This is a genomic window from Natronocalculus amylovorans (assembly GCF_023638035.1).
Classification (GTDB): Archaea; Halobacteriota; Halobacteria; order Halobacteriales; family Haloferacaceae; genus Natronocalculus; species Natronocalculus amylovorans.
The window spans coordinates 137,529-163,188 of sequence record NZ_JAKRVX010000005.1 but is presented as its reverse complement, the minus strand read 5'-3'; the positions used below and the strand labels follow the sequence as shown (position 1 = coordinate 163,188).

Genomic DNA, 25,660 nt, shown 5'->3' with positions numbered 1-25,660 from the left:
AGAGTATGACGTATTCGCAATCCGGCTTCGAACTCAAAAACACGAGTGGCCGACATGCAACGTTAGAACTCTCCAAAGTAGGAGATGTGCAGATTCGCTACCACCGCGAAATCCCTGACCACGCCGAGATTAAGGAAGTCACCATCAAGAAGGAAACAACTGGCGAATGGTTCGTCTCCTTTGGACTCGAAACTGATGACACTGACTTGCCTGAGAAACCCGATGTGGACTCGATCGATACGAGCAACAGCATCGGAATCGACCTCGGCATCCTGAATTACATCCACACGTCGGATGGGAAGACTGTGGACTGGCTCGATCTTGAAGACGACTACGAACGAGTCCGACGAGAGCAACGCAAACTCTCGCGAAAGCAGAAAGGTTCGAACAACTACGAGAAACAACGCCTGAAAGTCGCCAAAGCCAAGCGTCGTATTCGTCGGCAGGTGCTAGACTACCAGCACAAACTCACAACGTGGCTCGTCAAAGAGTACGACGCCGTGTTCGTAGAAGACCTGCACGTTCAGAGTATGCTTCAGGGTGAGGGCAACGCTCACAACAAACAGAATGCGGCGTGGCGTCAGTTCATCACGCTCCTCGAATACAAAGGCGACTTGTACGGTACACACGTTGTCCAAGTAGAGGCCCGAGGAACGACCAAAGAGTGTGCGTCGTGTGGTGTGGAGACGGTGAAACCTATCTGGGTCCGGGAACACGCATGCCCAAGTTGTGGGTTCGAGTGCGACCGGGACGCGAACGCTTCGTTGAACGTCTTGCAGAGAGGCTTTTCTGAAGTAGGGCTGGGATGGCCCGAATCAACGCCTGTGGAGACTGCGCTCCCTACGGACACTCATTCGGTGTCTGCAAAGCGCGTCGTGGAAACGGGAAGCCTCGGGGCTTGACCCCGAGGTGGTTCACACAATTGAGACAAACACAGGTGCCTCCGACGAGTGGCAGTTTATGACCGGCAATCAGGTGACATCATCACCGACAGTCTCCGACGAACTCGTCTATGTTGGAAGCACGGATGGGACAGTCTATGCGCTCTCAAAGGCCGATGGATCCAAACAGTGGCAATTTGAAACTGATGGAGCTGTTGTGTCGTCACCAGCTGTTGTCAGTGGAGTCGTCTATATTGGAAGTACAGACGGGACAGTCTACACGATCAACGCTGCAGATGGATCTGAGCAGTGGGCTACCGAAACCGGAAGCGATGTCTACTCCTCGCCGACGGTTGTCAACGGGGCCGTCTATATCGGGAGTTACGACACTAACCTCTATGCGCTCGCAGCGACCGACGGAACTGAACAGTGGCAGGCTGCAACTGGAGACGAGATCTGGTCGTCGCCCACTGTCTTCGATGAGAGGGTCTACATCGGGAGTAAGGGCGGATCTGTCTACGCATTTGATAGCGAAACTGGAACCGAAGAGTGGGTGTTTGAGACCGAAGGAGATATTTATTCTTCACCAACGATCGCTGACGGGACCGTCTACATCGGAAGCGACGACAGTCATCTTTACGCCATTGAGGGTATACCGATGGCACCGAGGTGTGGCGGTTTGAGACTGGAAATCACGTCCAGTCATCACCAACTGTTGTTGACGGGACACTCTACGTTGGTAGCTATGACAACAGTCTCTATGCGCTTGAAATAGACGGGAATGGGTCCAGCGACGGCTCACGAGTCAAACAACAGACACTCGGTCATCATCACTAGTAGCACAGCAGATCAGATTATCACGACACTGAAAGATCGACTTAACTAACAAGGCAGAAGCTCACCCGCTTACGGGTGGGAGGAGTCCAACACTCAGGAGATAATTTTAGCGCCGTATCAGAATCGATCGAAGATATCACGGCGATTCAGGTCGAGTTCTGTGACTGTCGCTGGAGGATCTTGGTCTGCGGCGTAGACGATCGCATCGGCGACATCGGATGCATCCAAGGTAGTCGCGCTATCAAGGGCAACTTCATTCACGTGTTCACGATATTCCGAACCGAACTGTGTGGTGACACCGGATGGGTTAACGAGTGTGACACCGACACCGTCAGGCCCCACCTGTCCGGCAACGCTGAGCGCAAATCCACGAAGCCACCACTTCGACGCAGCATACACTGGTGTCGAGGTACTGGGATACTTTCCTTTATAACTACCAACAAATACGATCGATCCACCTGTTTCACGTAATGCTGGAAGCACTGACTGGGTGGTATAATATGCACCGTTGACGTTTGTCTCCGTTACACGTTCAAATTGTTCGATCGGCAGATCCGAAATTGGCACGTCGCGAGTTTCTCCGATGCCGGCATTCACCACTGCAGTGTCAAGCTGACCGAACCGTTCGAGTGTTGCATCGATGAGAGCATCCACAGCTTCATGATCTGTCACATCTGTTGGGACGGTTAGTGTATCGACACCCGAGGCCTCGCACTCTTTTGCAACAGCTGCTAGCGATCCCTCATTGCGTGCAGCGAGTACAACATCCATACCGGAGCCTGCAAACCGACGAGCTGTTTCGGCACCGATACCAGAACTCGCTCCAGTGATTAGTACAACACCGTTTGTCCTACGATCCTGTGTGTTCACGATGAATAATACAGGTGGTTAGCTGTTATATGGTTGATGCCCTTGACATCCACCCACGACTAAAGTCGTGGGCTTTCTCCTTGACTTTGTGTAAATCTCCCAAACCAGCAAGCCTCCGCTTGTGGGAAGCTCCGTCATCAGAACACATGTGTTCTGATTGGCCAACAAGACGCAAGCGTCTTGTGACGCTGTTTACGGCGGAGAGGATGTCACACAGCTGTATTTTTGTCTGCTGATGTTGCTGTTCAAAGAGTGGTATGTGATGCGCAGTAATACTTATTAAGTATTACTTCTTTAGTAAAGATATGCCACGCGTTACCACTAAAGGTCAAGTCACCATCCCCAAGGCAATTCGGGACGAACTCGGCATTGAACCCGGTGATGAGATAACCTTCGAAGAGTTTGGGTCTGGATACAAGATTGAAAAGAAACAACCAACCACGGCAGACGGAGATGATCCCTTCGAAAAACACCGTGGTAGCGCCGAAAGCGACGAGACAATGCCGGAGCGTATGCGCCGGCTCCGTGGTGAGTACCCTCGTGATATCGGTATCAAAAAAGACACTGAGTCGGGAGTAGATGCGTGATTACGGCAGTCGATACGAACGCTCTTCTCGCACTTTTGTACGAAGACGAACATACTGATACAAGCGAAGCGGAACTCCGCCGCGTCTATCAAAAGGGACGAGTTGTGATCACGCCGATCGTGTACGCCGAACTTTCTGCCGATGGGCACTTCGATACCGCGTCAGAACTGGATCAGTTTCTTACGGACTTCAGTATCCAGCTCGCTGAGCCATCACGAGAGGCGTTGTTCCGAGCAGGCGAGCAATTCCAGCAGTACACTGTTCGGAGGCCAGATGGTCTTCAGTGTCCATCTTGCGGAATGAAACAATCTGTCCGCTGCAATGAGTGTAATGAAAATATCGCCCCGCGTCAGCATATCGCGGCGGACTTTCTCATCGGTGGACACGCGAGTGTCGATGGAGATGGATTGGTAACCTTCGATACTGGCTTCTACGAGACATATTTCCCAACACTGACGGTCTATCCTGAACCAGGCACAAGCGACTGAAGCTGTTGGCTTCCGCGCTGTTACCGACTCTACATGCCGATCAAGGATTCCAACATGAACATGGACGTGGCTACATCGGTTCCCGTGACATCGATCTTGGAATCCATGTTGAGCCGGATTGGACGGCAGAAGAGTACCATGATACTGGTGTTGGGAAAACGTTAATAAATGGTTGATGATCATCTCGTCAAGACAGAGCTATACACTTGCAGGTGCGCTATCTGCGTCACGATCGTCGAGCAACGAATAATCAATGTGCATTTCGATGTGGTCGAAGGAGACGACAGGCTGGACTGTGCCGCTAGGTCCACCTTCCTTGAGTGAGAGAATACCAAGCACTTCGAGTTGTTTAAGATCAGAGTGGACGTCAGAGATATCCCGATCGACAAGACGAGCTGCTTCTCGCATACTTGTCGGACGCGTTTTTGCGATCGTTTGAATTAACGACAGACGAAGTGGTGTGAGGTGTGAAACAAGGTCGTCGTATGTTCCAAACTGGAGCACATGGCGATCATCGCTATTTTGTTCTTCAGCATTCGAAACGAATTGGAGTGTCTCTTCACGAAGCTGTTCTCGATCGCCAACCGTCATATGTAGTGTTGTCATGATTTTGTGGTGAGTAGTCATTGTTGCTGAACGAGGATTGTGGAGTCGTTGTTGGATTCACACGTGCTTGTCAGACGTGGTCTGGCAGGCAACCAGAACGCAAGCGTTCTGGTGACGGCGTAAACGACGGGGTTCTCTTCTTGAAGAAGAATAGTATGAAGTCTGTGTTAGCATCCTCAAAATCTGCAGACTGATCGCTAGTACTCGAGTGAACAATTTGGATTCACTGAGGCCCTGTTGGCAATTGTACGCCGATTGTAGTTCCATTTGTGGTGGTAGAGACAGACAACGACCCATCAAGATTTGTTATAGCCCAGTACGCCATCCAAAGCCCAAGTCCAGTACCATGTACCAGTGGTGTTTCGTTGCCGCGTTCTAACACCGTTTTTTCACTCTCAGGCAATCCTGGACCATCATCACTCACAAAGATTGTTGTGCTCTCATGTCCTTTCTCGATCGAGATCGGTACAGTGGGTGACTCACCACTATGCTTTGCAGCATTTTCGATGAGTTCTTTCAGTGCAGTTTCGATACGTGGTGATGTGTATACAACGACATTCACTGGTGTATTTAGGTTGATCGTCGCAGCGGGGTATTCCGACTGAACTTCCGTTACAACCCGGTTGAGAATCGGCTTTAGTCGTGTTTCTTTTAAACTAGTTGCTGTTTTCACATTGCGCTGAAGATTTTGCGCGGTTTCACTAATATCAAGCAACCGATCGGCAGCTGTTTGAATCCGATCGAGTGCTAGACGTGCATCAGCGTCATTAGCAACAGTCTGTTCAAGCATATCCGAATACCCTCGAATAACGCCAACATCATTCCGCAGGTTGTGCCGTAAGACGCGATGAATAACGCTCATGAAGCCTTGTCTGCGGCGACGGTCGGTTGCATCGCGAATGATCCCTTGGACGCCGATAATATCAGTTGTCGATCGATCTTCAACTGTAACTGTAGTGTCATAGATTGGTGCTCCCCGAAAATCAACATAACATATCTCTCCATTGCGCTTCTCGATCGGAAAGTCCCACTCCTCAACAGTTTCACCCGAGAGCGCTCTGTCGAGCATACCTTGGACGTCAATCGAGCCATACTCTTCGGCGTACAGTGATCCAACAAACGTACCTTCCAACTCGCGCTTTGTGTAGCCGATCAACTCTTCAGCTGATGAGGATGTATATGTTATTTGTCCACTTCGATCTGTCCGGAAAGTGACATTGAAATTGATATCGGTAAGAGCACGATTGATCTCTGCATGTTTTTGTAATTCTTCTTCTCGTGTGGACAGTTTGGATTCGTAGTCCTGTTGCTCAAATTCGTAGCCAACAATACTCGCAATCAGGTGGCTGAATGATTTTTCTTGTTCGGTAAACGCTGTTTCTCTGGCAGCTTGCGCAGCAAAACACACTGTTCCATATGGCTCACCGTCGACAACGATCGGGGCACCGTGATAACAATGTACGCCATATTTTTGTGTTGCTGGATGATTCTCTAGGCCGACAGTAGAAACGTCTGGAAATGCAAATACTGCTTCATTTTCGATCGTACGTTGACAAAATGTATTTGAGAGTGTGTCTGAAAGCCCTTTGAGACTTGGTTGCGTCTCTGAATTGGTGCTCACAATAATCTCTAAGTGGTCTTTTTCAGGATCCAGCTGTGTGATATATCCAACATCGACACCGAAATGTTCAACACCAATTTCAAGTGCATTTTCGAGACGATCGTGAAGGGGTTCTTCGTTGGTATGAATGACGTCGTAGAGACGTTTGTACGCTTTCGACTGCCGCATCGACTCAGACCGATCGCTCATAATGTAGAGATTTAATTTTAGTGCTGAAGCCACAAAAACGATCGGAGAGTTCCCACTACGTAGAGTGTCGGCACTGTGGTTCATCAGTCATCGACCAACAAGCAAATTGCTCTCACTGACTGTGGGTCAACTGAGTTCTCAGAATATAGTTTCGAGGGATGACAATGTGGGAATCAAACCGATCGTTTCCAGCGTGGATTGAGAATGCGTATGATGCAGTTGAAAAGCGATCGAGCGAATTATTGCTGTCGTGAAAGACTTCGACCCGCTGCTCGAAGGCCTCACGTTTGAGGTAGATGTTCACGATCGAGCGATTGAGCAGGGCCATACCAGCACGCCGATGACTGAGGAACATACGTCACAAACGCAGTTGGTCGATACCTAGTCAAGATCAAAAGGAGGCCCATCTTTGCAACCCACTGTGCGAACGATATCTGGAAGCTGAGCTAATCGGCTTTCTACAACAGCCATCGGATGTTTATTAAGGAATTCAGCGCGCTTACGGAATACCTCAACGTCTGGCTGGTTAATTTGAAAGTGAACTTCCCCATGTTCAGGATGGTCAGTATCTTGATGCCAGCCAAAAAGGAGATTCCTCTCCGGCTCAACCCAATTAAACCAATAGAAATCATGGGTAGCAGATCCCTCTACATCAAATCCAATTTCAAGTCGAACAATCTTCGTTGGATATTTACTCTCGCTCAACAACACCCGTGGATCGGTCTCTACAACGACTCGATATGGCCCAGGTTCACGATGTGTTGCAACTCGGAGTTGGACAGAGTCAAATGTGGCATCCGTCTGAAATCGATTGGCGATTCGACGGTGTACTCGTTTGTTTCGGAGGCTGTCTCTGTTAGCAAGAAAAATCATTTATATTATGCAGTAACAGGGTGGTTATCATCAGTTGAATCCGAAAGACGAGAGACATCCTCATAGAGTTGAAGAGCGTGCTTTGTGAGACTGATTTCGGCTTCTAGTGTTTCCCATGTTGATACTACATCTCTGATCTCTCTCAGTTGCTCTGTGGAGCGATCGTCTCTCACAAATTCGTCCCGGAGTTCAGACTGCGTCTTAACATCGTATTCATCTTGCAAGGACTCGATTTGTGATTTGTATGTAATAAGAGTAGACTCCAACTCGGCTCGGGTATTTTCACTAATGAGATCTAAGATCTCTTCGACGAGTATCTGGACAGGGTTAGGTCCATACTTTGTTTTTCCATCGGTTGTGTGTTCTTTGACCTTCTTTTTAGTCTGCAAATTCGTTAATTCGCTATCTGCGGTCCCCCATGCAACATTCGCACTCTCTGCGATGTCAGAGACCGTCGCGGGCTCGTCGAGTGTTTCTACGACCATCCGGATACGCTCACGTCCACTGTACGTGTCTTCCCACGCTTTTGGATCCAATTCAGTCATCTCTAGGTGCTCTTACGGGGTCAATACTCAAATAATTTTGTTTGTTCTATATAATTGAGAACAAATGATTCTAGCGAAGCGATCAAGGATCGAAATTGACGAACTGCTCAGCGCGGCACTGTCTATTTAAGAACCTCCTCAGCTGGCGTTCGATTATCTAGCGATTGGTGCGGTCGTTGATGGTTATAATAATGTACAAACTGTTCAATCCATTGGCGAACGCTTCTCCGACTGCCCACCCATGAGTGATAGAAGCGGTCGATGGGTTGTTTGAGTGTCTGAAACCATTTTTCAATGAGGTTTCTGTCAGTATAGTTTCGGCGACCGCGTAATCCTAATCGAGCAAGGGCAGTCTGATAGCCAAAGCCGTCGACGAGAAACACGGCCTTCACAAGACGAACGTCTTGTGGGCACACCAGAAACGCTGTTTCTGGGGATCGTCAGAGAGATCGTGTTTCTCGGCAAGGCGATAAAGAAACGCAGCCGCTGGATCAGTGCCATGCCGTCCGAACAATTCAGCGTCAAGAATCAATTTTGAGTCAAGGTCTATTGCAGTATACAACCAACACAACTCGCCGTTAATTTTGACAGCGGTCTCGTCAACCGCGACCCGCTTCGGCTTCACCTCAGGCGGGTCGGGAACGGCGTCAGAAATTTGATGCACCCACTGCCAAATCGCTTGATGAGAACGTTCTACGCCGAATAGCCGAAGAATTTCTTGTGTTTCTCTGAGAGAACAACCGGTCGCGTGGAGGCGGACGGCAAACACCCTGACGGGTGTTGCTGTCCGCTCACGCTCCCAACATTCAAGATTTGTCGTATCCAACGTCTCCGTGAGCAGTTCTGGTGACAGCATAGACAACTCAAACCACGAACTGCTCGCTTCTCAAACTGGCTTATCTAGACAGTGCCATTCGTATTAGCGTTGAATATCCATCCTGCGATCGAGCGGTGGATTGAGTAGTCAAGTGACGCGATTCACGCCCGTTGAGCAAACCTTCGGTTTGCGATGCCCGTCAGAACGCTTGCGTTCTGAGGACGCCGTAAACGGCGGGATTCTCTCGCTGTTTAAAGATAGGAACCTGTGGTAGGATTCAGTCTAGATATCAAAATCATGTAGAGTCGTTCTCGCTATCTCACCAACTGCTGAGCCTTCCTGTTGTTGGAGTAGCAATTACACTCCTACCACTGGAAGCATTGACGATCGCTAGTATGGATTTCAGAGCAGCGAACAGCCATCTTCTACGTATCCTCGTCCACCAAATAGCGGAAATCTAGCAAATCAATGACTCAGGGCCCACGGATAACCGCCACTGGAGTGGTGCGCCGTTCCTGAGTGATCATGGTGATCACAACCCCCATGACAGTCGGAATGGTGATGATCCGATTTCGACTCGGCGGCTGTTTCAACTGAATCAATACGGAGCACCATCGATGCGGCTTCGAACGCAGTACGTAAGCTGTGTTCAAAAACCACACGTGGCTCTAAAACGCCAGCTTCGCTCATATCGCGTGGCGTCCCAGACCGACTGATGCCAACGCTAGAGTTACCGTCGTTGTGTCGGTTGCGAAGAACCGCGAGCGTGTCTATCGGATTGTTCCCTGCATTCGTTGCGAGTACCCTTGGAACCCGTTCAAGAGCGTCAGCAAATTCTCTGATTGCAAGTTGCTGCCTACCGGATACACTATCGGCGAACGCCAAGAGGTCTTGAGCCAGCGCCATCGCTGTGGCTCCACCTCCAGCTATCACTGACCCATCTCTATGTGCGTGTTGGATGACTGTCGAACACGTCTGTGTGATGCGTTCTATCTCATCTGAAACATGGGGAGTTCCACCTCGCATACAGAGCGTTGCGTGCGACTCTTTGTTCTGACCAGAGATAGTGAGCACGTTCGCCGATCCAAACTGTCGTTGTCTTACTGATTCAGCATAGCCAATAGCCTGCTGAGTCAGCTCGTCGACTGACTGGAGAACGGTTGCCCCTGTGGACCGAGCGATGGCATCAAACTCGTCTTGCCGCGTGCGTTCGACGGCGAGAATACCTTCGGAAGCCAACTTAGAACGGATCTCCTTGTCGACCGATTTTTGACAGAAAACAATATCTGTTTCTACCGCACGCAGCTGATGGACGACTGTGTCCCGAACCGTCTGTTCATATTTTCGGAACGCATTTACCTGTTGTGGATCCGTAAGCGAAGCTCTCTCGACACGGTTGGGAGTGTCAACGGTGAGTTCGGATCCCACCAATGCGATACGTGGTCTGTTGAAACTCTGGAAGCCATACGAATCGAGCACTTCGATCGTTGTTGAGGACGTATCGAGATCCACAAGGATTCCATCGATAATATGAGACTCGCTGAGTTCGCCACCAGGATAAGCATCAATCGAAAGTCGATGCGGTTCGAAATCGACTGCACGGAGGGCCAAGACCGTACGTGAAGCGAATAATTCAGTCGACTGATCGTCCCACCGACCTGTTACAGCCGTCTCCGCAACGCTCTGGAGACGCTTATCACCGTTACTTGAGAGACTAAGTATGTAATTCGGAAGTTGCCCCTGAGCGAATATAGCGGCTTGATGATATCCTTCAATAATGGTTGTCGGATGGAGTCCGTCTTCTCTGAGCGATTGGGCGTTCGATAGAAGTGCTCCGATAAGCACTAGCGAAGTTGTGGTCCCATCACCAACCGCCTGCTGTTGAATCTGGACCATGTTCTCCAAGACTTTACCAATCGGTTGAGTGATATCTAACCGCTCAAGGATACTGGATCCATTGTTGGTAACAATAACTCGGCCATTGGAGCCGACCAGCATCTTGTCCATTCCGTTCGGTCCAAGCGTCGTATGAATTGCCTCCGCGAGTGTAATTCCCGATTCGATCGGTTCGGACTCAACAGGCTCAAAATCAACGCTATCAGTAGATTTGGGAGTGGTTGCCATTTATAAAATACGGGTGGTAAGAGAGTTACGACAGTGGATTGTCAGTCACGCAGACGTTACCGCGGTCTGTACTATTGTCTCCGAGACCGCTGGGAGAGATGTCAAACTCGAAGGCCCCTTTCGGAACGGCAAGTGTCGAACAGGCGTTGGGAATGTCAACGACACCACTCTGTCTACCTTCAACCGGAACGGTTCCGAGAATGTGGTAGGCTTGTTCGCCAGTGTAGCCGAACTTTTTGAGGTAATCGATTGCCTGCAGTGAGGCACGCCGGTAGGCGATATGAGAATCGATGTATTTCTGTTCGCCGTCTTCGGTGACCGAGTACCCACAGAAGGTGACGTAGTCCTCAAACGTGGGTCCTCGGTGACCTGGCTCAAAGATTGGATGGTCGACGCCGTGTTTTTCCATCCCGTTTTTGATCACATCGAACTTCACGTCAGCATACCCTGCCATCTCAATTGCCCCACAGAAGGTGATTTCGCCGTCTCCCTGAGAGGCATGGAAGTCTCCGAGTGCAAATTTTGCACCTTCAACGTAGACAGGGAAATAGACTGTAGACCCTATTGAGAGATCTTTGATGTCGTGGTTACCACCATGTTCACGTGGTGGAACCGTACGAGCAGCCTCTTCGGCAGCTGCTTCGGCTTCCTCGGGATCCATTTCACCCATCATTGCTCCTTCTGGAGTCGGGGGATTTGCGACACCAGGTTCCGCTTTCCCTGTTGGGTGATTTGGTATCGATTCCGGATCTTCAGCGTGTTTGTCGATCAACTCTTGTTCACGTTTGTTCCACTCTTCGAGGAGCTCTTGGCTCGGCGCACAGCCAGCAAGACCGGGGTGAATTTTTCCTTCGTAGCGAACATCTGGAATATGGCGAGACGACACTGTGTAGCCTTCGAGGTTCCAGATCGATTTTGTGGCGTTCGGGAAGTGGTCTGTGAGGAATCCACCGCCATTCTGTTGGGAGAAGGTGCCTGTGAATCCGAACTCTGAACGATTATTGAGTGGACCCATATCGAGGAATTCGACTTTGAGAAGATCTCCAGGCCCTGCACCGTTTACGTGCACTGGTCCGGCTAAATAGTGAACCTGACTGAGGTCTACATCTCGGACATCGTTCGCGTTATCATCGTCTTTGATCTGTCCGCCGGTCCAATCAAGAGCCTCCAATCGCATCGTTTCGCCGGGGTCGGCTTCTACCACTGCTGGAATATCTGGATGCCATCGGTTGAACGGTTTGGCATCCGGCTGCTCGCTCGGGGGGCTGTCAACGTCAACTTCAAAGGCAATCTCGGGCATTGATTATTAACCTACACACAAAAAAATTACACACACTGTCATAAATCTATTTCAGAAAAAGTGTTATAAGATATAGTAAAAGCAAAATTCGTTGTTAAAAGTTATCATTTTGTTGTTTAAAAAAGTAGTTTTGTAAAATAAATATTGGCCCGAAAGTCAGTCTAAGAGAGATAGATTCTGTTTTCAACCGAACCAATGATAAAAATAGTCTCCCGTGAGGCCTTTATCCGGATACGCTCGCGTCCACTGTACGTGTCTTCCCACGCTTTTGGATCCAATTCAGTCATTCCTGGGTGCTCTTCCGGCTTCCAATGCTCAAATAATTGTATTTGTTTTACATAATTGAGAAAAAGTGATTCTAGCGAAGCGATCCAAGATCGAAATTGACGAACTGCTCAACGCGATCGATCAGTCTGTTGTACTGTGAGAATAACGTCGACGACGCGTACAGACCCTTCGCCACCGGTTAATTGAATGTGCTGAGATATTTCCCCACCGATAATTAGTAGTACTTAGACGTTTTAGTACAACATATTATGTTAAGTAGTACTCGTAAACCAGAGGTTGTACGCGTCTCACAGAAGGGACAGGCGACAATCCCAAAAGCGCTCCGAGAGAAGTTCGGGATCGACACACCCGGTGAGGTGTTCATCTACGAGGAAGAAGAGCGGATTGTCGTCGAACCAATTCCATCACTTGAAGAGTTAGGTGGGATTCACGCCGACACCGATCGAAAGCGTGGCGACATGATCGAGCGAGTTCGCGAACTGAAACATGTGGAACACCGACGTGAAGAGGCCCGTGCTGACAGGCTTCGACCGACTGACACGGAAAACAAATGAGCGATCGGTACGTCTTTGACACTGAAGCAATCATCGCATACCTCTACGGCGAGCCAGGCCGAGATGTCGTCGAAGAATATCTTCGAAGTGTTCGTGATGGGGCTGCCGAAGGACTGCTGGCAGAGACCAACGCTGGTGAGGTACTCTATCTCGTTGCACGCTTCGAAGGTATTGACGACAAACCAACGACAGACTCACTTCGAACTGCCGATCGCGATCTCCGTGCGCTTGAACGGTGGGGTGTTCAAATTGAACGGGCTGGCTGGCAGCTTGCCGCCGAGGTGAAAGCAGACGGTCACATCTCGTTCGCGGACGCTCATGGCGTTGCACTCGCCCACGAGCGGGATGCGACGCTCATCGCCGGTGCTGATGACGACTTCGAGACACTTCCGATCGACGTTGATGTCGTTCGATTTCGCAAACAGGGCGTATAACCAATTTTATAATAGGTGCCTATCACACAATAGGTACCTACTCAACGTGAATCCCGCGTACGCCTCGAAGACGTGCCACTGTTGCGGAGAACAGGGATACCGTCCAAAGCAGGCGACATTCAAATGTTCCAACTCGGAGTGTTGGGTTTCTGAGTACCAAGCAGACGTTAACGCCGCACTCAATATTGCAGATCGCTATCTCGAAAATCAAGGATTTTCGACGAGTACGCGAATCTCCGATTCGCTTGACCTCAGCGGAGAGAGCTACTCAAGAGAAGACACGAGTGGCGATGACTCGGCTGAGGAAGGGGGACGTTTGACCGTCCCACAAGACAGCCAAGCCGATGCTGACACCCAGCAAGAGACGCTTGGAACGTATGCGTCTTGAAACCTTAGGGCCGCGCTCGGCCTGAAATCCCATGGTGGGATTCCCGCGACTTTAGGCGCGGGAGGAGGTCAATCTGTCTCAATCGTTTTGACTCATTTCTTGGGCTGTCTCAAGCCGATTGATAAGTTCTGCATCTGCTGTGCCACCAATCTCGTCAGTTGCAGCCATGTATCGCTCTATGAGTGCAATCTCGTCCATCTGTCGGTCTTGCGCTCGATAGATGGTTGCAAGACGTCTGTAGTACGCCTTCGGGAGCTCTCGGTATCTTTTAACCGTTGATTCTGCTTCTATAAATTCAATGCACCACAACAAGAGCGCTTCAGCCTCCTCATACTGATCACGATAGGTCAACTGTTTTGCATCACCGATCGCATCAGTATAATGTGTGTACGGATAGTCTTCGATCCGATCGAAGAACTGGTGTTCTCCTCCGTCAGTTTGGAGTGCACTTGTCGCAGGCTGGTAGAGCGGTGCAGTGGAACGTTGATCTTCTGTCATGGCGTCGGACGCGGTTGATTCGTCCTGATGTTCTTGTGTGTCTGATTTAGGTAGCCAGTTCAATAACGGTCGGATCATAACCACTCTTAGAGGTTGATATTTTAAAGTTCGCGGATAAATTGTCAGCAGGGGATGTCTGTTGGCTTCAAGATCCAACAGGTGCACATTCTTGTCGCTGGAGTTAAGCAACGGTTCTATTTGAATCGAGTCAATGAAATGAGTTCACTGATCGGGTTCAGTCGCTTGTTGAGGAGAATGAGTCACTTGAGGAGAAGTTTTCTAGTGAACGCGATCGGCGTCTGGAGCTTGAACGTGAGTTAGAGGCTCGGTCGGAGGTATCAAAATTTGGAGGCTCGCTTGACTCATCTCGATCGAGGTGGTGTTCAGGGGCTGGTTCTTTATGCTCAGTGAGGCAAGCCCGCGACTTCAGGCGTGAGGGGAGTCACGAAAAAGTCACAAAATAAAGAATGGGATCGTCCATATCGAAGCGTGGGCGATGCTGGGAACAATAAGATTATTCTTATGATATATGCGCACAGATACCACATATCCCCATCCCCCCCTCTCGGTTGATCACCCTCCAAACGGTTCGTATCGACGTCAAGATATCGCGATGATCGGCCCTCGCAAGCGTGCGTCTCTCTTCGGTATCAGTCATTCAAATTCGTTCGGGGGAAATTCTTTACACTTACTCGTTGAAATGTATGTATGGTGTCCCTCCCCACAGAGCCTCTCCACCATGTTTGTACTCGATACGGACCTGGAAGGCTTCCCGGCGCAAATCGCCCGGACGTCGGCGCAGGCTATGCAGCAGCAAGTGCCGCCCTCGGCGCATCGCTTCTATTTGCTACTGGAGCAATCGTCGGTGAGACCGTAGGATTGTTGTCGTCGAACGACGGGGTCGTGTGGTTTGCGTTCACCGGACTTGCGGTCCCGGTCGTAGTCCCGACTGCGCTTGTCGCCGGTGTGGTTGTTTGGCGAATCCTGCCTTCAGAGATCCCGTTTTTCGGAGCTGTTGCTGGTATATTTGGCACACTTGGGACGTACGTTGGTAGCCTGCTGGCCCTCATGCTTATTTTGACAGCAACTGCTACTCTCGGGCTATCCGGTAGCGATCCCCTGAGTGCAGCAGCCTTCTCGTTTGGCGTCATCTATATCGCATTTCTGCTCACGTGGTGGGTAACGTTCCCGGTCGGAGCTGTAAGCGGGGTTATATATACTGACATTGTTAAACAGTCCAAGTGAGCCAACGCAGCGAGTGTTTGCTAACTTCGAACGCCCCTCGCCGTGGTAATCGGTGGATTCCCTTTTTGTATGAAGATGTCGGAAGAGCTTGGTTGGTCCCTTGTCTTCGACGATTCCGTGTGAGTCATTGATTCGGATTTGGATTGTTTAAGTAACGAGAGTTAGTGAATGATCGGCTAAGGTTGGCCTCACGCTCGATCGAGGTTCTCAAGTTCTTCCTCAATATTCAGGTCAGTCACACGATTGCGATCGGGTTGTTGCTCTCTATTATTTTCCGTTACAGCATCAGTGCCCAGCAAGGTCTCCAATCGGCGTTCGAACTCCTCTTGCGAGACGATGGCGTATTAGCATTGTTCCTCCCAAAATGCACGTTGACGGGCTTCAATCTCGGAAAGAGCTATCGAGAGAACGTCACGCCAATCGCTGGGATGCGATGAATCATCTCCTGGTGTCGGTGCATTTGGACCAGGGTGGATGTGGTCGCGAGTGTTGTGACCCGATGGATGACGGTCCCATCGATGATCGAATTGTTCTTGTTCATAATCTTCGTGGTAGTGAAGCGAGAAGTCACCGTTCTCAAACCAGACGATTTCAATCTGAGCATTTTGGACGCTTGGAGGGTAAAATCGTGTATCGTACACACAAACTAGCCGTTCAGGGGCGAATTCAGGTCGATCGACTATTTGTGTGAATCGATCGTCTGTAGCAAATCGATCTCGGATGACGTCTAAGCGGTCAAAATCAACAGGAGCACCTGAAACCGAGTGAGTTCTTTTGCTCCCATCTTGTCCTGTCATACTGTTGTTCGCTGATCAGCAGCGTCGATCGACTCGGTTGCTAACGCTCGTTCAAGGAGCACAACTCGACGCCGAGCCGTCTTCCACGCAGAAACGTCCTCCCAAACCGCTTCTATCGGTTGGGTAGTAGCTACCGCATGCTGTGAGATAGAAACCGCGTCCGGTGATGCGACGTCGAACTTCTCAGCTAAATCCTCAGCCCGTACAGTCTCGGCTTTCAAGAACTCAACAAGCTCCGCTGGCGAATATTTATCTTGGAGTGTCTGGATGCGCCGCCAGTTCAAGTACGACTGGTTCCGCTCGTACGTGGCTGGCGATTCGGTGATCTGCCTTACAATACCCATTCTTTCGAACCACTCAAGATACTCTCTTGCAGCGTCGACACCGTGGCCTGCGAGATCAGCAACTTCGCTGGCGGTAGCTGGACTAGTGAGTCCCAGAACAGCATCAAAAAAGTCGTCCCGTGTCCGTTCTCCCCGAACAAGCTCCTCTGGCGAGACCAGAGCGTCGAAGTCTGGCGATTTACTTCGCTCCTCAGCATCAGCCAGTAGCTCAGAGCCTGGTTCTTCCATACTCACATCAGGTAATATAGCGTAATAAATCTTGTTAGGACGGAATATCCCGTTTATGCAACGAAACTTGTCTCACGAACGATCGACGCGTTGTTGGCCCTCACAAAGAACAGAGTAGCAATCAGACGCAAGACTGAACGAAAGAATGGCCTCTCGTATGTGGAACGACGGATCATCTTCCCCAGTGATGTCTCGATTCCCGGGGAGTTTGGTAATCCCTCAGTAGACGAGACACACGATCGGCCGAAGACAGGTGGTGTCCACGGGTAGGGGTGTCACCACGAATGGTTAACAGCTTCCAGAGGTTCCCAAGCGGGAATTAAGAGCTTACACAAAAACTATACCAGCATTCCATCGAGGATGTTAAATCGTAAATCTCCCAAACCAGCAAGCCTCCGCTTGTGGGAAGCTCCGTCATCAGAACACATGTGTTCTGATTGGCCAACAAGACGCAAGCGTCTTGTGACGCCGCTCACGGTGAGGAGGATGTTACAATTAGCTACGTCTCTGTGGTGGCATTGATATTGGCAAGTCGATCTCGTAGATACTCTCGAAGTTGATCGTCACAACAGTAGATGTAACACCCTTTGAGACCACGGCTCAGAAGCGTCCGATACGTATTTTTGATGACTTCATCAATGATCTTACCCGCTTGCTCCGGCTCTTCTCGAAGCATCTTTTTGACGCCAAATAGCGATCGATCGGTGCTCGCCCGCCCTTCATGATCGGTGACGATTTGCCCGTTTCTGTACTTGAGATCGGGCCCGATAATGACACCTGCGTAATCAAATTCAAGCCCTTGACACGTGTGGATACACCCAACTTCGTCGATCGATCCTTCGTCGATCGCCCATGGGTCGCCCCCATCTCGGTTCCAACTTTTCCTGTAGTCGCCGATCTCAATATCGTAATACGAAGAATCGTCTCTGCCTTCTTTGTCCCACTCCCAGCAGTACCCTGCAACGACACGCGAGAGTGTCCCCTGAGCATCTTTCTGTGCGATCTCGTCGTGCATCCGTTGTGGATCGTCGTAGAGTCTCACATCGAACTCCAAGTCGAAGCCATCAGCGTTCGCTGTATCTCTAATTTCTAGGACATCATCTACCCACGAAATATAGCCATCTGACCCACTACATCGGAACTGTGCCTCGAGTTTCAGCGTTTCAAGTTCTGCACCCAGCTCGTCTGCAAACTTCTTGATCTCTTGTTTTGAGCCGATATCGTTGATGTGAACGCGTTGCTTCTCATCAATGAAGAACGCGGAAAACTGCGCTGCATTGATGATCTCCATGATCTGATTTTCTCCCTTTCCAAAGAAGTTTGATTTCTCGTTGAGTCGATGGGCCTCATCTGCAATCAGCGCCGGCAGTTGATTGGATGCGGTCGAAACATAGCTTCCAGCACCCGTGAAGAGGTGATCAATCTCTTTGACGAGCATGCCACTACGTAGCTTCTCTTTGTAGACTTCGCGTGGAGCCCGATTTTTGGAGACGTACTGGGAGGTTAGGCCTTGCTGGATCAGTTCAGCAAGAATGTTTATTGCGACGACTGTCTTCCCGGTTCCGGGACCACCCTCAACAATCAGCACGTTTTTTGTGTCGGTAGTATTGGCTTGTTCGGCGAGTTCGACAGCACGTTCAAAGACGACTTTTTGCGAATCAATGAGTGTGAACTCATCGTTCGATTCCAGCATCTCGCCCAACGAATCCTGCAACTTGCGATTTGGTCTCAATTCCGCGCTCGCTACATCTCGAATTGATGTCTCACTCTCATGAGCTTGAATTTTCGATTCAAGATATGTCGAGAGGCTCCCTACGTCCTGTCGAAGAAATACTGGTGCTCGCGTCGTATACGGCTTGTAGGTCTCATTGTCAATCCGGTCTCGATACTGGGTATCAAAATTATGGAGGTATGCAAGCGGACACAGATTGATATCGTCTTGCTCAACTTTTGTATTGAAATCCTCAATTAGTTTTGAATATGACCACGCCTGATAGCTCGGATGTGTCGTCTCACGGATTCCGCCTCCAAGTAGTGTTTTGATGATTCCATCTTTATTCCGTACTGCTTCTGTTGTTGTCCCCTCCCACTGTTTTAACTCAATCACGCCGAGATTCTTGTGTCCTGCATTATCTCGTCCTAAAATCATGAAATCAACACGCCGGGAGGTTAGTGGGATCTGGAACTCGATCGCAACCTCAGTTTGGTCCGGAATCTCGGAGTCATAGAGAACGTTCATCATGTACTGCAGGGAGTTCTTCCACGATCGGATCTCGTTGGGACTCGCACCACCGACGCCCTGCCGTTGAAATCCAGACTGAATTCGATCGGCGATCTCGTTCCGAGCGACATCATTCATGAATCCCTGCGCCGTATTTTCGTAAATAATCATTGAGAGGACACATACTAACGTGTCATCCACACCGGATTAATTGTTCGCCTAAGGTTGACATTCTCCGCGCGCTGAAGTACGAGGCTTTCTCCTGGATTGCGGTAAAATGGTCGTTTTTAATTAGATGCCGAGTTCCCACTTGATGATAGGGAGAATGCCGCGGTAACACTCGCAAACAAAATTGACGCCGCCCTTGTCCTCTGTGATGAATTCAATTGTCTTGGTCTCATTCACGCTTCGCTGGTGGATACGTGGCTCGTGACGACGCCGACACTACTCTCGATTTTTGTCCGAACAGAGCAATTGATACCCGTTGAGGCACGCGCCATCCTCAATGATATCAGTATCTCTCGAAGTTGGAGCGCGAACAGCTACGTCCAACGGGCACACTCATTGCTTGAAAATATCTAGTGACGTTTGGTTCAGCAACTACTGTTTACGGCAGGGAGTGTGTCAGCTCTTTACAACTGATTGTCACAGAGACAAGCGACCTCAGTCTCTATCTCACATTTAATTGGTTCGAGTAACCAGCGTATGCTACTTTGAGAGCTCGAATCCAGTTTCTTCAACTGCATCAGGAATACTTCCAAATTCGTCTCGATACTCGAGAAAGCCGAAGTCCGTATGCTCGTCTAAATCTTCTGCAGTAGGAATACGTCCAAGCTGTTGGACAGTACCTGTTAATTGGATCAACATCTGTTGAGTGTTCCTCTCATTCTTGTCGCTTCTTTCAGCAGAAAAGCTCGATTCTTGCTGGGGGACAGATGTCCAATTAACACCGATATCTCCCTTAGAAATATTTTCAATGTTCTCAATAATTATCCGGTGTTCTTCTTCAGTTTCTTTCGGTGTTGGAAGTACCCCCTCACTACCAAACTGCGCACACGAAGGGCAGACTTGAAGAGAGGAGTCAAATTCAATAGTCCAGTACAGTAACTCCTGCTCAAACTGTCGATGGCAAACGTCACAGACTGTCGGGTCATCTGTTGGTTCATTGAACGTGAAGTCGTGAAAGAACTCACCCATTGACTCGTAGCACTGGCTTGCAGCAGTATACTTCCTGAGAGCTGCTTCGTGATTCCGCTGCTTGAATGCTCGGTCCCCTTCAGAGACGTGTTCACGAGCTAAACTGACAAGTTCTCTGAATTCTCTAAGTCCGCCAGAGAGTTTTTGACTTCTTTGAAGTAAATAAACTCGCTGGAGCCGACGTTTAATTTCGGGTATGCGTTCAGGTACGTCCGTCTCCGCTTTCATGAGCGCTCGTTCAAGTGTTCCGATGGATTGTCTGTACGCCTTAGATATTAAATTCGGATCAACCTCAAGATGTGTTGAGTATGCTTCTTCTGCAATGAGTTCTGCCTCATCAAGAAGGTCGTCTACTTCCTGAGTTTGCTTCTCCTGTTCGACTTCAGAGATCGTAGAGAGAACATCTCTGTACTTGTTATCGAGAGACAACTTGTGAACAGGCGAAATTAACCTCGCCTGTTGGTAATGCCAATTAGCACGTTCAAAACTCTTGATCGCAGTTTCGAAGCTGCCAACGCTACGGCTTTTCTCTCCCAATTCCTCCAACTCTTTACCCACCAGATGATGTGCTTCACCCCGGAACTCATCACTGTTCTTGTACCCGAGTGATTTCCATGCATGATCCACGCAAGAGGAACCTTCTACGTGGGTGATGACTTCGTTAATCGGTGCCTCGAATGAACACCCAAGCACTGGGCAAGGTGTCACCTCAGTCATTGGAGGCGTCTTGGCTGACAATATCTTTTGTGACCCATTCTCAACCTCAAATTAGATGTCTCTATGATTATAGTTTTCCGGACGAACCCCGAGTGGTAGAAGGCTCAAGTCTGCGGCCATGGATGCTGACACTTCACGGGAACTCACGTCTAACCGAGCCATAGCGACGGTGGCTGTATGGCGGTGATGAACCGCCGCTACTCCATCCTCAATCATCTTTGTACTCTCCCCGTGTTGTTTTTTGAACGGAGACTCGACCAAACTTTGACAGACTGGGAACTATCGTCGAACTTGCCCAACCGGCGGTCATAAGGACTCAACAGACTTCACAAGTCTAAAATTAAGAATTCAAAAATGATACCTGAGTCATCAATCCGGCGACTGATCGACAACATGCTCCAACAGCTTCTGCAATTTACTTTCTAATTCAGATGCCTGCAGAATCTTGATTTGGCTCGCTAACTGCTTTAGTGCGGACTGGCAGCAATCGATTGCGGGTTCTTGTAGTGAATAGGATGGCAGTGGATCAATTATCAGGGTCGTAATTGCCCTCGCGTACTGAGCCTTCTGAGCTCGAAACTGCTCCACTGGCTCTATCAGAGACGTACAATAGGTTTCTGTAAAGAGAGATCACAAGCGTCCTCACTCAACCAGTGCCCGTTGCAAGACTCGCGCCCTGCATTCAACACGCAGCTCTTATCAGTTTTTAAGTATTTCAACAGAACCGAATCTTGCTTATTTGAGAGTTATTGGTGATTGTTAGCAACTGTTTTAAATTGAAGTGTGATTTTTGATTAAATAATAGTATATAAACCAATCAATTATTATTTAAACCCAGATTCTTTGGTATTTTTATGGGGAGGTTTGCAACAACGGTTCAAGAATATTTCTGTGATTTTCTGTCTGAAAATTACACAAATCAAGTTTGGGAAACAGAGTATAAAATCTCAGGAACGCCAGTAGACCTTGCAGGCATTGGCAATAACCAGCTCTATTTGATAGAACTAGAATGGAGGCGTGCGGATCCCGCAGATAATGCTGCTAAACTGTTTCGCCACTTCAACACAGGCAATATTGATGCAAAATATGTTACTGTATTCCATATCTTCACCAAGTATTATAAGACTAGTCGAGGGGACTACAGTTCTAAACGAAAAAATGCTGAATTTGTTGGTGAAATGGCAGCAAAGACATTTAACCGGCTATCGTATCGTTCGATCGAATTTCCCTTTGATCCGCCAAAACGAGGTGAAGAGTGGCCAGTGCACTGGAAAGAGGCTGCTGATGAAGCCCTCACATCAGTCTGTAATGAAATTGAACAGTAGTAGAGTCTCTGAAGTTATTTTGTATTATTTGAATTTATGGATTTATTTGTCATTTTTCCTGGAAAACTCTTCGTTAAGGTAATTAGATAATTCTTGTAGGTTTGTGGCTCGAAAATGTTCTGTCAAGGACCTCATTTCTGGCTCTCTAGGGAAGACGATACCATCACCATATGAGTCAAGCGCACGAGAAATAACTGACCGATATGTCCTACTAGTCGCATAGCCTACAATTGTGTCAAATTCATTTCCGTATTGTTCAAGATATGCTACGAGTCGATCGACAACAAGATCCTGACGGTCTGATTCCACATTAGTTAATACATATTCATAAGATCTGACCTGTGATAGGTTCTCAAATTGCTGCGGAACAGGACCATACATGCCAGAGATGGAAACCTTATGTATCTCATCATGCCATGTTCTAGTTACGTCTGCAACGACGCGATGGGTACGTGATTTTGAATACGGCTTTGCTTGACTGCATGGTAGTAATAGTAGTACCTTTTTATTGGCAGGTGAATAGTCGTCACGCTCAAGAATGTTGAAATCTTCCGGGGTATATTCTAAAGAGATTTCTTGAGTTTCGATTGGTGTGTCGACATCTAGTCGCTTTTGTTCTCCCTCTTTTTTTGTCGCTACCAATCGGTTGTAACCAAGCTCTTTCAATTGTTTGGCTAGGTCAGTATCTCTGATAGTTGCTTTCTTTAATCCTTCTCGAACATTTTCTACATCATTTCGTGCCATTTTTGCAACGTATTCGAGGAGTTTACCATCTCCCTGTTTGATTAAACTTCGTACATAATTCATTTCTTTTTGGTAGACGTGGAAATTATGATACCCAATAAGTGCATAAAAGTCACTTTTCATATATGAACCACTTTCGTCGTATGAATCGCTTTCATAGAGAGTTTGTTGCATTTGTTCAAATCCAATATCACCTAATTTCGAGCATGCAGGGCACTCACATCCCCAATCGTCTGGCAATTTGTCAGCTGTAAATTTCGACCAATTAGTCTCCCTGCGGGTTTCGTCTGATTGCTCGATATCTACACCGAAGTCACTGAGGTCATGGTCTAATACATTCGGATTCCGAACTGTTGCACGGTCAGTGACACCAATTTCCATATTGATAAATTTCTTGAACTGAGCGGCACGCATATAGGTTGAAGAATCAAAAGAGTCTGCACCAAGCAATGCAAGGAGAGCCGTGAACTTACCACTGATTCCAAACAAATGGAGTCCAAGGTCATCGACACGATTCTCTGGAATTGCATCTTTTGCACCTTGTACAATATCAACAAGAGTTCCGATGTTTGTCCGTAACGGAACTAGAGATCCGACCGCGAACCCTTCGAACGATTTCTCTAAGTGTTTTGTACGGTCTAAAAAGGTCCCAACGTACCAATTAATTGTTTCATAGTCGTGACCGTGAATAGCCACATAAACTGCAGGTGGGTCCTCTTTGTCTTCTAAGAGTTCTAAACAGCGAATTGCACTCTCAATACTGTCTTCCATCCGCTGTGTAGTTTCCTCATCATTCAGATTTGGGGGGATTGGATAATCAAGTGTGGCAATAATATCTGCGCCATAATCGAGTTGTAAATTGAGAATACTCTCTGGGTTAGTATATATTGACCAATCGTTGCTGTCACCACCATCTTCTGGCTTGTCTCCAAACGTGTCTGAATTCAACAATTTGAATCCCCCTGAGTCAACAAAGAGAGGCTTTGTAAAGCTTGCAGGCGGATCATCAACGTCCCCTTTAGCACGATCGTGTCCTGTAAAATGGTCATGCAGAGGCTGCGATCGCCAGAAATTAAGCTTATTAGGTGATATATTAAAATCCAAAAAGCTCATCGCCTGAAACATCGCCCCTTGAAACTCTGGCTCATCAAAAAGGTGATTTCGAAGACGACTCCAAATACCTCCAGACTTCTGATTTGGTCCGCCAATAAAATTGACTACTGGAAAAAACGCAGGAGTCTCCACATCTCCATGAGACGTCTGAAGTGTTCCCAGACGTGCATTTCCGTAGCCGTCAGAACATTCAGATTCAAACGAAGCCATTATTTGCCCATTTTTTGAGGCACGAGGTCATAAATTCGCTCGTTACGTATTATTAGTGTTAATTTATTGATGAAAATCGATCTTGGACTGAAACAATGTCGATGGTATGATGGCAACCGTTTTGATAAGTCAATAGATTTCGATCGAAATTAATCGAAATACCACCACCATGGTAACCGTTTCGCTCAAGCTCACTCAGTTCGTCGAGGTCACCATACGACCAACAAATAATTTTATCAATACTTTCTAGAGGTTTGTCTGCCTCGAAATGATCAGTCAATCGTTGGTGAATAGAACTTGCATACAGTGAGTCGTTTTGGCGCACCAGTGCATTGACCTCTGCATTTGGATCGTAATCTTCGACGGTAATATGTTGCCTTCCATTGCAGTTTGAACGCTCTAACCCGAGCATAACTTCAATGCTATTTGAAGGTGAGAATTGATCGCGCTCTTGGATCTGCTGTTGACGCTCTTTCACAGAGGACCGTTGTGATTGCGCCCGCCGTGCTAGTCTTGCTTCCCGGCGTTGGTCAAGGTACTTTTGAAACCAAGGATCAGCGGTTATTTTTGAAAGATAGTGTGTCAACTCCTCTGTAATAGCTTGATACACGGGACTCGATTTGTTACGAACCTTCTCACGATTTGCAGATAATTCAATATCTTGACAATTGGCAACGAAAAAGAAGTGCAAAAACTCGTTGTCATGGGATATTGCCTCATTCAACCGTTCAACTTTAATATGATCTTTCGCAAGCCAGACACCGAACTGAACAGAGTGTTTACCATATGTCGGTAGCTCGTTACGAGCTTCTTTGCCACCGACCATACCCACTACCTCCACTACCGTCTGTTCCCCATTTTCCGTCTCAACTAGGAGCTCTCGTGGAGGATAGTGTTTACACATTCTCTCTTCTGGGAAGGGCCCATCACCCGGTTCAAGCTGTTCTGGTGGAAATTCTATTTTTTTATTTGTGATCAGCTTCTTTTGCGAATTGTCAATTTCTTCGCCCAATCGAATAGTAATGTCCATTTCGCGAAAATCATCAGTAAAAAAGTGTGCTGTTGACCCGGCTAGTGTTTTCCACTTGAGATAATGTTCTATTTTGTTATAAGTGAGTGATGCAGGAGAGAACCCATGGCCTGATTTGAATCCCGTTATTTTAATTCGTGTACCGCTGTTGCCGTTTCTAACTGGTGTTTCAGTTACTTCGTACTCTGGCATGGTACGGCTGTTAAGTTTCTCCCACGGCTTTTTCATACGGGCCCGGAGATTGCTTCCGTTCTTTGTTGTGTTGACCACAACTTCTTCACTTTTATAAAAAATTTTAGTCCCGTGGCCTTTGTATCCAATCGACTCATCATCCAACCCCCGCTTCGTTGAGTTTCCTAGATCAAAAAAAGATTCTAAGTCCCCGTGGTCCATCCCGTCACCATCGTCCTCAATGATGATTTCAGAACCAAGTGGTCGATCACGAACAGTTATTTCCACTTCAGTTGAATTTGCATCATGACTGTTGGACAGTGACTCACGGATGAGCTCGAGTGGGTCCTCAAAATCGCTTGCAATCTCTAGAAATTCGTTGACTTCGTTTACTTTCGGTGTTTTTGTCGTAGGCATG

24 protein-coding genes and 5 pseudogenes are annotated in these 25,660 nt (G+C 48.2%); 14 read left to right on the top strand and 15 right to left on the bottom strand.

All coding sequences use genetic code 11. The features are described 5' to 3' along the window. The 3 genes and pseudogenes from AArcSt2_RS12735 to AArcSt2_RS12725 form a co-directional block, all read left to right on the top strand. Positions 1-902: RNA-guided endonuclease InsQ/TnpB family protein (locus tag AArcSt2_RS12735; protein ID WP_250585168.1), on the top strand; the 902-nt coding region annotated here is incomplete at its 5' end. A gap of 7 nt (positions 903-909) precedes the next feature. Further along, positions 910-1,470, top strand: a pseudogene (locus tag AArcSt2_RS12730) (outer membrane protein assembly factor BamB family protein); the annotation flags it as partial. Positions 1,471-1,550: 80 nt separating this feature from the next. Then, complete coding sequence (locus AArcSt2_RS12725) at positions 1,551-1,718, top strand: PQQ-binding-like beta-propeller repeat protein (RefSeq protein WP_174654824.1); 168 nt, start codon at positions 1,551-1,553, stop codon at positions 1,716-1,718. A 117-nt stretch (positions 1,719-1,835) separates the two neighbouring features. On the opposite strand, the gene AArcSt2_RS12720 is transcribed toward AArcSt2_RS12725, so the two are convergent. After that, entirely contained in the window at positions 1,836-2,588 is a 753-nt protein-coding gene (locus AArcSt2_RS12720) for an SDR family oxidoreductase (RefSeq protein WP_174654823.1), read from the bottom strand. Between the two features lie 305 nt (positions 2,589-2,893). Here AArcSt2_RS12720 and AArcSt2_RS12715 point away from each other — a divergent pair, with 305 nt between their 5' ends. The 3 genes from AArcSt2_RS12715 to AArcSt2_RS12705 are packed head-to-tail and all read left to right on the top strand — an operon-like array spanning position 2,894 to position 3,839. Continuing rightward, on the top strand, positions 2,894-3,175 hold the full coding sequence (locus AArcSt2_RS12715) for an AbrB/MazE/SpoVT family DNA-binding domain-containing protein (RefSeq protein ID WP_174654822.1): 282 nt from the start codon (positions 2,894-2,896) through the stop codon (positions 3,173-3,175). After that, on the top strand, positions 3,172-3,663 hold the full coding sequence (locus tag AArcSt2_RS12710; RefSeq protein WP_250585166.1) for a type II toxin-antitoxin system VapC family toxin: 492 nt from the start codon (positions 3,172-3,174) through the stop codon (positions 3,661-3,663). Before AArcSt2_RS12715 ends, AArcSt2_RS12710 begins: the two co-directional genes overlap by 4 nt. Positions 3,664-3,668: 5 nt before the next feature. Next, on the top strand, positions 3,669-3,839 hold the full coding sequence (locus AArcSt2_RS12705; RefSeq protein ID WP_250585164.1) for a hypothetical protein: 171 nt from the start codon (positions 3,669-3,671) through the stop codon (positions 3,837-3,839). 22 nt (positions 3,840-3,861) lie between these two features. On the opposite strand, the gene AArcSt2_RS12700 is transcribed toward AArcSt2_RS12705, so the two are convergent. Both AArcSt2_RS12700 and AArcSt2_RS12695 read right to left on the bottom strand, forming a co-directional pair. Further along, entirely contained in the window at positions 3,862-4,269 is a 408-nt protein-coding gene (locus tag AArcSt2_RS12700) for an HVO_A0114 family putative DNA-binding protein (RefSeq protein ID WP_250585162.1), read from the bottom strand. Positions 4,270-4,492: 223 nt separating this feature from the next. Then, complete coding sequence (locus tag AArcSt2_RS12695; protein ID WP_250585160.1) at positions 4,493-6,079, bottom strand: GAF domain-containing sensor histidine kinase; 1,587 nt, start codon at positions 6,077-6,079, stop codon at positions 4,493-4,495. A gap of 250 nt (positions 6,080-6,329) precedes the next feature. Here AArcSt2_RS12695 and AArcSt2_RS16740 point away from each other — a divergent pair, with 250 nt between their 5' ends. After that, positions 6,330-6,464 (top strand): hypothetical protein, encoded by a 135-nt coding sequence (locus AArcSt2_RS16740; protein ID WP_302928944.1) that lies wholly within the window; start codon positions 6,330-6,332, stop codon positions 6,462-6,464. On the opposite strand, the gene AArcSt2_RS12690 is transcribed toward AArcSt2_RS16740, so the two are convergent. The 5 genes and pseudogenes from AArcSt2_RS12690 to fmdA all read right to left on the bottom strand — a co-directional run bounded on the left by AArcSt2_RS12690 (position 6,461) and on the right by fmdA (position 11,738). Next, positions 6,461-6,952 carry a hypothetical protein gene (locus tag AArcSt2_RS12690; RefSeq protein WP_250585158.1) on the bottom strand — a complete coding sequence of 164 codons (492 nt, stop codon included), beginning with the start codon at positions 6,950-6,952 and terminating at the stop codon, positions 6,461-6,463. The genes AArcSt2_RS16740 and AArcSt2_RS12690 overlap by 4 nt on opposite strands. Positions 6,953-6,957: 5 nt before the next feature. Further along, positions 6,958-7,497, bottom strand: coding sequence for a DUF7342 family protein (locus AArcSt2_RS12685; protein ID WP_250585156.1), 540 nt, complete (start codon positions 7,495-7,497; stop codon positions 6,958-6,960). A 122-nt stretch (positions 7,498-7,619) separates the two neighbouring features. Continuing rightward, positions 7,620-8,353 (bottom strand): annotated as a pseudogene (locus AArcSt2_RS12680) (IS6 family transposase). A 426-nt stretch (positions 8,354-8,779) separates the two neighbouring features. Continuing rightward, positions 8,780-10,438, bottom strand: a complete 1,659-nt coding sequence (locus AArcSt2_RS12675; RefSeq protein WP_250585154.1) for a TCP-1/cpn60 chaperonin family protein — start codon at positions 10,436-10,438, stop codon at positions 8,780-8,782. Between the two features lie 25 nt (positions 10,439-10,463). Next, complete coding sequence (gene fmdA, locus AArcSt2_RS12670) at positions 10,464-11,738, bottom strand: formamidase (RefSeq protein WP_250585152.1); 1,275 nt, start codon at positions 11,736-11,738, stop codon at positions 10,464-10,466. Between the two features lie 536 nt (positions 11,739-12,274). On the opposite strand from fmdA, the gene AArcSt2_RS12665 reads away from it, so the two are divergent. The 3 genes and pseudogenes from AArcSt2_RS12665 to AArcSt2_RS12655 form a co-directional block, all read left to right on the top strand. Continuing rightward, on the top strand, positions 12,275-12,580 hold the full coding sequence (locus AArcSt2_RS12665) for an AbrB/MazE/SpoVT family DNA-binding domain-containing protein (RefSeq protein ID WP_174654772.1): 306 nt from the start codon (positions 12,275-12,277) through the stop codon (positions 12,578-12,580). Next, the gene (locus tag AArcSt2_RS12660; RefSeq protein WP_250585150.1) at positions 12,577-13,014 is read left to right on the top strand and encodes a PIN domain-containing protein; all 438 of its coding nucleotides are present in this window, start codon (positions 12,577-12,579) and stop codon (positions 13,012-13,014) included. The genes AArcSt2_RS12665 and AArcSt2_RS12660 overlap by 4 nt, the downstream gene beginning before the upstream one ends. Before the next feature lie 46 nt (positions 13,015-13,060). Then, positions 13,061-13,402: pseudogene (locus AArcSt2_RS12655) on the top strand (zinc ribbon domain-containing protein); the annotation flags it as partial. Positions 13,403-13,480: 78 nt separating this feature from the next. On the opposite strand, the gene AArcSt2_RS12650 reads toward AArcSt2_RS12655, so the two are convergent. Beyond that, complete coding sequence (locus AArcSt2_RS12650) at positions 13,481-13,900, bottom strand: hypothetical protein (RefSeq protein WP_174654770.1); 420 nt, start codon at positions 13,898-13,900, stop codon at positions 13,481-13,483. A gap of 708 nt (positions 13,901-14,608) precedes the next feature. On the opposite strand from AArcSt2_RS12650, the gene AArcSt2_RS12645 reads away from it, so the two are divergent. After that, the gene (locus AArcSt2_RS12645) at positions 14,609-15,145 is read left to right on the top strand and encodes a hypothetical protein (protein WP_250585148.1); all 537 of its coding nucleotides are present in this window, start codon (positions 14,609-14,611) and stop codon (positions 15,143-15,145) included. 344 nt (positions 15,146-15,489) lie between these two features. Here the strand turns inward: AArcSt2_RS12645 and AArcSt2_RS12640 are convergent, their stop codons facing one another. Further along, positions 15,490-15,942 carry a toxin-antitoxin system TumE family protein gene (locus AArcSt2_RS12640; RefSeq protein ID WP_174654768.1) on the bottom strand — a complete coding sequence of 151 codons (453 nt, stop codon included), beginning with the start codon at positions 15,940-15,942 and terminating at the stop codon, positions 15,490-15,492. Then, positions 15,939-16,514: a DUF7342 family protein gene (locus AArcSt2_RS12635; RefSeq protein WP_174654767.1), complete on the bottom strand. Its 576-nt coding sequence runs from the start codon at positions 16,512-16,514 to the stop codon at positions 15,939-15,941. The genes AArcSt2_RS12640 and AArcSt2_RS12635 overlap by 4 nt, the downstream gene beginning before the upstream one ends. Positions 16,515-16,568: 54 nt before the next feature. Between AArcSt2_RS12635 and AArcSt2_RS16845 the strand changes: the two are divergent. Next, positions 16,569-16,784: pseudogene (locus tag AArcSt2_RS16845) on the top strand (DUF8008 family protein); the annotation flags it as partial. A 229-nt stretch (positions 16,785-17,013) separates the two neighbouring features. On the opposite strand, the gene AArcSt2_RS12630 reads toward AArcSt2_RS16845, so the two are convergent. Beyond that, the gene (locus tag AArcSt2_RS12630) at positions 17,014-18,873 is read right to left on the bottom strand and encodes a DUF2075 domain-containing protein (RefSeq protein ID WP_250585146.1); all 1,860 of its coding nucleotides are present in this window, start codon (positions 18,871-18,873) and stop codon (positions 17,014-17,016) included. 153 nt (positions 18,874-19,026) lie between these two features. On the opposite strand from AArcSt2_RS12630, the pseudogene AArcSt2_RS12625 reads away from it, so the two are divergent. Beyond that, positions 19,027-19,317 (top strand): annotated as a pseudogene (locus AArcSt2_RS12625) (hypothetical protein); the annotation flags it as partial. Between the two features lie 126 nt (positions 19,318-19,443). Here AArcSt2_RS12625 and AArcSt2_RS12620 read toward each other — a convergent pair. Then, entirely contained in the window at positions 19,444-20,649 is a 1,206-nt protein-coding gene (locus tag AArcSt2_RS12620) for a homing endonuclease associated repeat-containing protein (RefSeq protein WP_250585144.1), read from the bottom strand. Positions 20,650-21,503: 854 nt separating this feature from the next. Between AArcSt2_RS12620 and AArcSt2_RS12615 the strand changes: the two genes are divergently transcribed. Further along, a complete protein-coding gene (locus AArcSt2_RS12615) occupies positions 21,504-21,974 on the top strand; it encodes a hypothetical protein (RefSeq protein WP_250585142.1) in 471 nt (156 codons plus the stop codon). 42 nt (positions 21,975-22,016) lie between these two features. Here the strand turns inward: AArcSt2_RS12615 and AArcSt2_RS12610 are convergent, their stop codons facing one another. Both AArcSt2_RS12610 and AArcSt2_RS12605 read right to left on the bottom strand, forming a co-directional pair. Further along, positions 22,017-24,041 (bottom strand): tRNA-guanine transglycosylase, encoded by a 2,025-nt coding sequence (locus tag AArcSt2_RS12610; protein ID WP_250585140.1) that lies wholly within the window; start codon positions 24,039-24,041, stop codon positions 22,017-22,019. Between the two features lie 58 nt (positions 24,042-24,099). Then, on the bottom strand, positions 24,100-25,659 hold the full coding sequence (locus tag AArcSt2_RS12605) for an ATP-binding protein (RefSeq protein WP_250585138.1): 1,560 nt from the start codon (positions 25,657-25,659) through the stop codon (positions 24,100-24,102). Position 25,660: the final 1 nt, after the last annotated feature.